We start from the raw sequence: 6,679 nt of genomic DNA, 5'->3' as shown, positions 1-6,679 counted from the left end.
CGGGCGCACTTTCTTTGCCCACAACCATGGCCCTGGCATCGTCGAGCATGCCAGAGACGTCATTGCCAGGGAGCTCGAGGAGGTTGCTTCGCTGCTGCGGAGCGAGCGCAGCCACATCGAGAAATACGGCAGGATCCTCGATGAGACATCGAGCGGCCTCAGCGGACGCAGCCTTCTCTCCCAGGATCTCCTGCAGAAGATCGCCAACGCCATGGCGGTTGCCACCAATTCGACGATCGATCACGGCCGGCAGGTGGCCTCGACGCTCAGCGACAAGACGGCCGAACTCGAAAGCGTCAAGTCGAAGCTTGAGGAGTACAAGCGGCTGGCCGACACCGATCCCTTGACACATATCTGGAATCGGCGCGCCTTCGACAAGGAGATCACCAGGATCTACAACAGCAACAGGGGTATCCTGTTCAACGCCCTGGTTCTTGTCGACATCGACCGCTTCAAGGATATCAATGACCGCTATGGCCACCCGGTCGGCGACAAGATCATCCAGAGCATCGCCGATATTTTCCAGACCAGCATTCGCGGCGACATGTTCGTCGCCCGCACCGGCGGCGAGGAGTTCGCGCTGATCATCGAGGGCGCCAGCGAGGACGCCACCTATGACGTTGCGGAGCGCATTCGCGCCCTGATCGAGCAGACGCCGTTCACCAGCAGCCAGACCGGCACGAATTACGGCACCGTCACCGTCTCGATGGGTATCTGCATGGCTTCCGAAGCCGAAGGACCCGAAGATCTCTACACCAAGGCCGACCGGGCGCTCTATCGCTCCAAGGTCAGCGGCCGCAACCGGGTCACCAAGCACTCGACGATGGCAGGCCGGGCCGGCAAGAGCTGGCTGCTCTACAAGAAGGACTGACAGTCCCTGCCCGCTGGTGCCGGGAACACTGGACTAGCGCAGACATGAAAGGCGCCCGATTTCTCGGACGCCCTTTCGTGGATCTTATTCGGACTGCGCGAAAATCAGCCGTTGACCGCCTGCTTGTGCTGCACCGGGTGGCTCTTCTTCAACAGATCCGAGACCAGGAAGGCCAGTTCGATCGCCTGGTCGGCGTTAAGGCGCGGATCGCAATGGGTGTGGTAGCGGTCCTGCAATTCCTCGGCGGTGATGGCGCGCGCGCCACCGGTGCATTCGGTGACGTTCTTGCCGGTCATTTCGACATGGATGCCGCCCGGATGCGTGCCTTCGGCGCGGTGCACCTCGAAGAAGGTCTGGACCTCCTTGAGAATGCGGTCGAACGGCCGCGTCTTGTAGCCGGCGGCCTCGATCGTGTTGCCGTGCATCGGGTCCGACGACCACACCACGGAGCGGCCTTCCTTCTGCACCGCGCGAACCAGCTTCGGCAGATGGTCGGCGACCTTGTCGGAACCGAAGCGGGCGATCAGCGTCAGCCGGCCGGGCTCGTTCTCGGGATTGAGCAGGTCGATCAGCTCCAGCAAGCCGTCCGGCGTCAGCGACGGACCGCATTTCAGGCCGAGCGGGTTCTTGATGCCACGGCAATATTCGACATGCGCATGGTCGGGCTGGCGGGTGCGGTCGCCGATCCAGATCATATGACCCGAGGTGGCGTACCAGTCGCCGGAGGTCGAGTCGACGCGCGTCAGTGCCTCCTCGTAGCCGAGCAGCAGCGCCTCGTGGCTGGTGTAGAAATCGGTTTCGCGCAGCGCGTAGTTGGTTTCCGAGGTGATGCCGACGGCTTTCATGAAGTCCATCGTCTCGGTGATGCGGTTGGCAAGAGACTCGTATTTCTCGCCCTGCGGACTGTCGGACACGAAGCCGAGCATCCAGCGGTGCACATTCTCCAGGCTGGCATAGCCGCCTTGCGCGAAGGCGCGCAAAAGGTTGAGGGTCGCCGCCGACTGGCGGTACGCCATCTCCTGGCGAGCGGGATCCGGAATGCGCGACTTCGGGTCGAATTCGATGCCGTTGATGATGTCGCCGCGATAGCTGGGCAGCGTCACCTCGCCCTTGGTCTCGTTGTCGGACGATCGCGGCTTGGCGAACTGGCCGGCAACGCGGCCAACCTTCACCACCGGCTGCGCGCCGGCGAAGGTGAGCACCACGGACATCTGCAGGAAGACACGGAAGAAGTCGCGGATGTTGTCCGCGCCATGCTCGGCGAAGCTCTCGGCGCAATCGCCGCCCTGCAGGAGGAATGCGTCACCGGCGGCGACAGAAGCGAGCTGCTTCTTCAGCTTGCGCGCCTCACCGGCAAAAACCAGCGGCGGAAAGGTTGCGAGCTGGGCCTCCGTGTTCTTCAGCGCGGCAAGGTCCGGATAGGCAGGAACCTGCTTGATCGGCTTTGCTCTCCACGAATTCGGCGACCATTTTGTCATCGCTGCACCAACACTCTTTCCGGCGAGCACCCTCGCCCCCACTCAAGCCCCTATATGGGATCGCGGCTCCATACACGAAGCCGTTTTCCTATTCTAGACCGGAATTCAAGCGCTGGCGAATGGTCCGAGGCCGGCTATGCCGCCTTCTCCACCAGCCGCGCCAACTGGGTCATGACGACCGCCGAGCCCGCCAATCGCTTCTCGGGGGTTGGCCAATCGCGCACGAAGACGACGCTGTGGTCCGGCCGGATCTTGGCCAGCGAGCCCTGCTCGCCGATGAACCGGACGAGCCCGACCGGGTTGGAGAATTCGCGCTTGCGGAAATGAATGACGACGCCCTTCGGCCCGGCGTCGAGCTTCTCGACATTGGCCTTGCGGCAGAGCGCCTTGATGAAGACGATCTTGAGCAGATGCTTGACCTCGTCCGGCAGCGGGCCGAAGCGGTCGATCAGCTCGGCGCCGAAAGCGTCGATTTCCTCGGTGTTTTCGAGATCGCCAAGCCTGCGGTAGAGCGCCAGCCGGAGCTGCAAATCCGGAACATAGCTTTCCGGGATCATCACCGCCGTGCCGACGGCAATCTGCGGCGACCAGCCGCCATCCTGCACTTCGCCGGAATCCTTCACCTCGGCGACGGCCTCTTCCAGCATCTGCTGGTAGAGCTCGAAGCCGACCTCCTTGATGTGGCCGGACTGCTCTTCGCCGAGAAGATTGCCGGCGCCCCTGATATCGAGGTCGTGGCTGGCGAGCTGGAAGCCGGCGCCCAACGTATCCAGCGATTGCAGCACCTTCAGCCGGCGCTCGGCGGTGTCGGTCAGCTTGCGGTTGGCCGGCAGCGTGAACAGCGCATAGGCGCGTACCTTGGAACGCCCGACGCGGCCGCGCAGCTGGTAGAGCTGCGACAGGCCGAACATGTCGGCGCGGTGGATGATCAGCGTGTTGGCGGTGGGAATATCGAGCCCGGATTCGACAATGGTGGTCGACAACAGCACGTCGTACTGGCCGTCATAGAAGGCATTCATGATATCGTCGAGTTCGCCCGGCGGCATCTGGCCATGTGCCACCGCCACCTTCAACTCCGGCACGGATTCCTTCAGGAAATCATGGATTTCCGAAAGATCGCTGATGCGCGGCACCACATAGAAGGAATGGCCGCCGCGATAACGCTCGCGCAGCAGCGTCTCGCGGATGACCAGGGGATCGAACGGCGAGATGAAGGTGCGCACCGCCATGCGGTCGACCGGTGGCGTGGCGATCAGCGACAGTTCGCGCACCCCGGTCAACGCCAGTTGCAGCGTGCGCGGGATCGGCGTCGCCGACAGCGTCAGCACGTGCACGTCGGTCTTCAAGTCTTTCAGCCGCTCCTTGTGCTTGACGCCAAAGTGCTGCTCCTCGTCGATGATCAGCAGGCCAAGGTTCTTGAACGAGATCGCGGAACCAAGCAGCGCGTGCGTGCCGATGACAATGTCGACCTGGCCCTCGGCGATGCCTTTCTTGGTCTCGGCCAGTTCCTTGGCGCCGACCAGCCGCGACGCCTGGCCGACACGGATCGGCAGGCCGGAGAAACGCTGCGAAAAGGTCTTGAAATGCTGGCGCGACAACAATGTCGTCGGCACCACGACCGCCACCTGAAAGCCTTCCATCGCCGCGATGAAGGCGGCACGCAGCGCCACTTCGGTCTTGCCGAAGCCGACATCGCCGCAAATCAGCCGGTCCATCGGCTTGCCGGCAGCAAGATCGTCGCGCACCGAATCGATGGCCGTCTGCTGGTCGTCGGTCTCCTCATAGGGGAAGCGGGCCGCGAACTCGCCATAGAGGCCTTCTGCCGGCACCAGTGGCGGTGCGGAGCGCATCTGCCGCTCGGCGGCGATGCGGATCAGCTGCCCGGCCATGTCGAGCAGGCGTTTCTTCAGCCGCGCCTTGCGCGACTGCCAGGCGCCGCCGCCAAGCTTGTCCAGCGTCGCCTCGGCCGTGTCGGAACCGTAGCGCGACAGGAGTTCGATGTTTTCCACCGGCAGGAACAGCCGGTCGTCGCCGGCATAGTGGATTTCCAGGCAGTCATGCGGTGCGCCGACCGCTTCGATGGTGCGCAGGCCGATGAAACGGCCAATGCCGTGGTCGGCATGGACAACGATGTCGCCGGCCGACAGCGCCGAGGCCTCGGCGATGAAATCCGACGGACGCTTCTTGCGTTTCGAGCGCCGGATCAGCCGGTCGCCCAAAATGTCCTGTTCGGCGACGACGACCAGTTTTTCGGTCTCGAAGCCGGATTCGAGCGGCAGTACGGCCAGGGCCGCCTGCCCCGGTTCGAGCTTTTCGGCTTCCGCCAGCGTCGCCACCTGCTTGAGATTGCCGAGATGGTGTTCGGCAAGGATCTGGCCAAGCCGGTCGAGCGAGCCTTCGGTCCAGCCGGCAATGACAATGCGGCGGCGCGCCGCGCGCTCATCGGCGATGTGTTTGACGACGACATCGAACACATTGGCGTTCGGATCGGCGCGCTCCTCGACGAAGCTGCGGCCGTGGCGTGAGCCGGCGTGATAGACCTTCTTGGCGCCAACTTCGGGCGCGTCGAATGGCGTGAAGTCGATCGCTTCACGCGGCCCGAGCGAGGCAATCAGGTTTTCCGGGGAGAGATAGAGCAGGTCCGGTGCGACCGGCTTGTAGGGCACGGCGTCCTTCAAGGCACCGTCCGCCTGCTTCTTGCGCGCCTCGTAATGGTCGAGGATCAGCGTGTGGCGTTCGGCCAACGCCTCATGCGCCAGATGGTCGAAGATGACAGGCGTGTCAGGCAGATAGTCGAACACCGTCTCCAGCCGCTCATAGAAAAACGGCAGCCAGTGTTCCATTCCGGCAAACCGCCTGCCTTCGCTGACTGCTGCATAGAGCCCGTCATCGCGCTGTGGAGCGCCAAAGGCTTCGATATAGGAGCGGCGGAAACGGCTGATGGTTTCGGGCGTCAGCGCCACTTCGCTCATCGCCTGCAGCGCCATCGACTTGCGCTGGCCGGTGGTGCGCTGCGTGGCGGCGTCGAACACACGGATCGATTCCAGCGTGTCGCCGAAGAAGTCGAGCCTGAGCGCTTCGGTCCACCCAGGCGCGAACAGGTCGAGAATGCCGCCGCGCACTGCGAACTCACCGATGCCGCGCACTGTCGGCACGCGCTCGAAACCGGACGTTTCCAGCCGCGACACCAGTACATTCATGTCGATCTGGTTGCCGGGTCTGGCATGAAAGGTCTGTGCCTCGACGAGATCCGCCGGCGGAATGCGTTGCAGCAGCGCATTGGCGGTGGTGAGGATGACGGCGCGGTGCGGCTTCTTCGCCAGAGCGATCATGGCGGTCAGCGCATCGAGGCGCTTGGCGGCAGCATCCGAACCGGGCGAGACGCGGTCGTAGGGCAGACAATCCCACGCCGGTAGTTGCAGCACCGGCAGGCCGGGGGCAGAAAAAGACAGCGCCTCAACGATCGCCGGCAGGCGCTGACCGTCGCGCGCGACGAACAGAACCGGCTTGTCGGGCGCGATCTCAAGTGCCGCCTGCACCAGCGCAAAGGCTTCATAGCCATCGGCGACGCCGTCGACGATGAACTGGCCGGCGCGGCCTTTCGGCAAACCGATGGTGGGAATGAGGCTCATGAAATCACGGTCTTGTTCTATCGCAACTCCGAACGGAAAACCGCTTCGCACTTTTCCTGGAATTGCTTGTGTTCAGGATGTCGTTGTTCAAAATGTCATGGAGTGGCGGAAAGCCAGGATCTTTTGCAGGACGGCACAATCGATATCGGCCGGAACCGGGCGTTCGCCGGTGACCATGGGCAGGAATTCGGTATCGGGAATGTCGAGGAGCCTCTCATATTGGTCGATTTCCTCGGCCGTCAAGGCGCCGATCTCAGCGTCGGCGAAAGTGCCGAGGATCAGGTCCATCTCGCGCATGCCGCGATGCCAGGAGCGAAACAGAAGCTTGCGGCGGTGCACGTCCAGCCCCTCGCTTGATCTCGTCGTTCCGGTCATCGTGCCGCATCCTTGCTTGCTGCGGCGCATATAGCGTGGATAGAAGGGGCTGTCAGCCTTGCGCTGCCGCCATCGCAACATAAGCTGACATCATGCGCCCGACCATCCTCGATCCCTTGTTTGTACCGATCACGTCGCTTGCAGGCGTCGGACCGAAAGTCGGCGCGCTGATCGAAAAGGTCGTCCCCGCCGATCTCGGCGATCGCGCGGCGCGCGCGGGCGACCTTCTGTTCGTGCTGCCGCATACCGTCATCGACCGGCGCAGCCCGGCCGGGCATCGCAGGATCCGCGGAAGGCCAGATCGTGACGCTGGAGGTGCGCAT

At 63.4% G+C, this 6,679-nt stretch carries 4 protein-coding genes and 1 pseudogene; 2 read left to right on the top strand and 3 right to left on the bottom strand.

Annotated elements, in window-relative coordinates; all coding sequences use genetic code 11:
• On the top strand, positions 1-871 hold an 871-nt coding region (locus tag EOC06_RS26500), incomplete at its 5' end, for a diguanylate cyclase (protein ID WP_245470086.1).
• 104 nt (positions 872-975) lie between these two features.
• On the opposite strand, the gene EOC06_RS26495 is transcribed toward EOC06_RS26500, so the two are convergent.
• The 3 genes from EOC06_RS26495 to EOC06_RS26485 form a co-directional block, all read right to left on the bottom strand.
• Complete coding sequence (locus EOC06_RS26495; RefSeq protein ID WP_127272015.1) at positions 976-2,349, bottom strand: class II 3-deoxy-7-phosphoheptulonate synthase; 1,374 nt, start codon at positions 2,347-2,349, stop codon at positions 976-978.
• Between the two features lie 134 nt (positions 2,350-2,483).
• Entirely contained in the window at positions 2,484-5,981 is a 3,498-nt protein-coding gene (gene mfd, locus EOC06_RS26490) for a transcription-repair coupling factor (protein WP_128309169.1), read from the bottom strand.
• A gap of 87 nt (positions 5,982-6,068) precedes the next feature.
• Positions 6,069-6,356, bottom strand: a complete 288-nt coding sequence (locus tag EOC06_RS26485) for a succinate dehydrogenase assembly factor 2 (protein WP_127810537.1) — start codon at positions 6,354-6,356, stop codon at positions 6,069-6,071.
• Between the two features lie 92 nt (positions 6,357-6,448).
• On the opposite strand from EOC06_RS26485, the pseudogene EOC06_RS26480 reads away from it, so the two are divergent.
• Positions 6,449-6,679, top strand: a pseudogene (locus tag EOC06_RS26480) (ATP-dependent DNA helicase RecG); the annotation flags it as partial.

It is taken from the genome of Mesorhizobium sp. M7A.F.Ca.MR.362.00.0.0 (genome assembly GCF_004023175.1).
In the GTDB taxonomy this organism is placed as follows: Bacteria; Pseudomonadota; Alphaproteobacteria; order Rhizobiales; family Rhizobiaceae; genus Mesorhizobium.
This window is presented reverse-complemented; position numbering and strand designations above follow the sequence as displayed.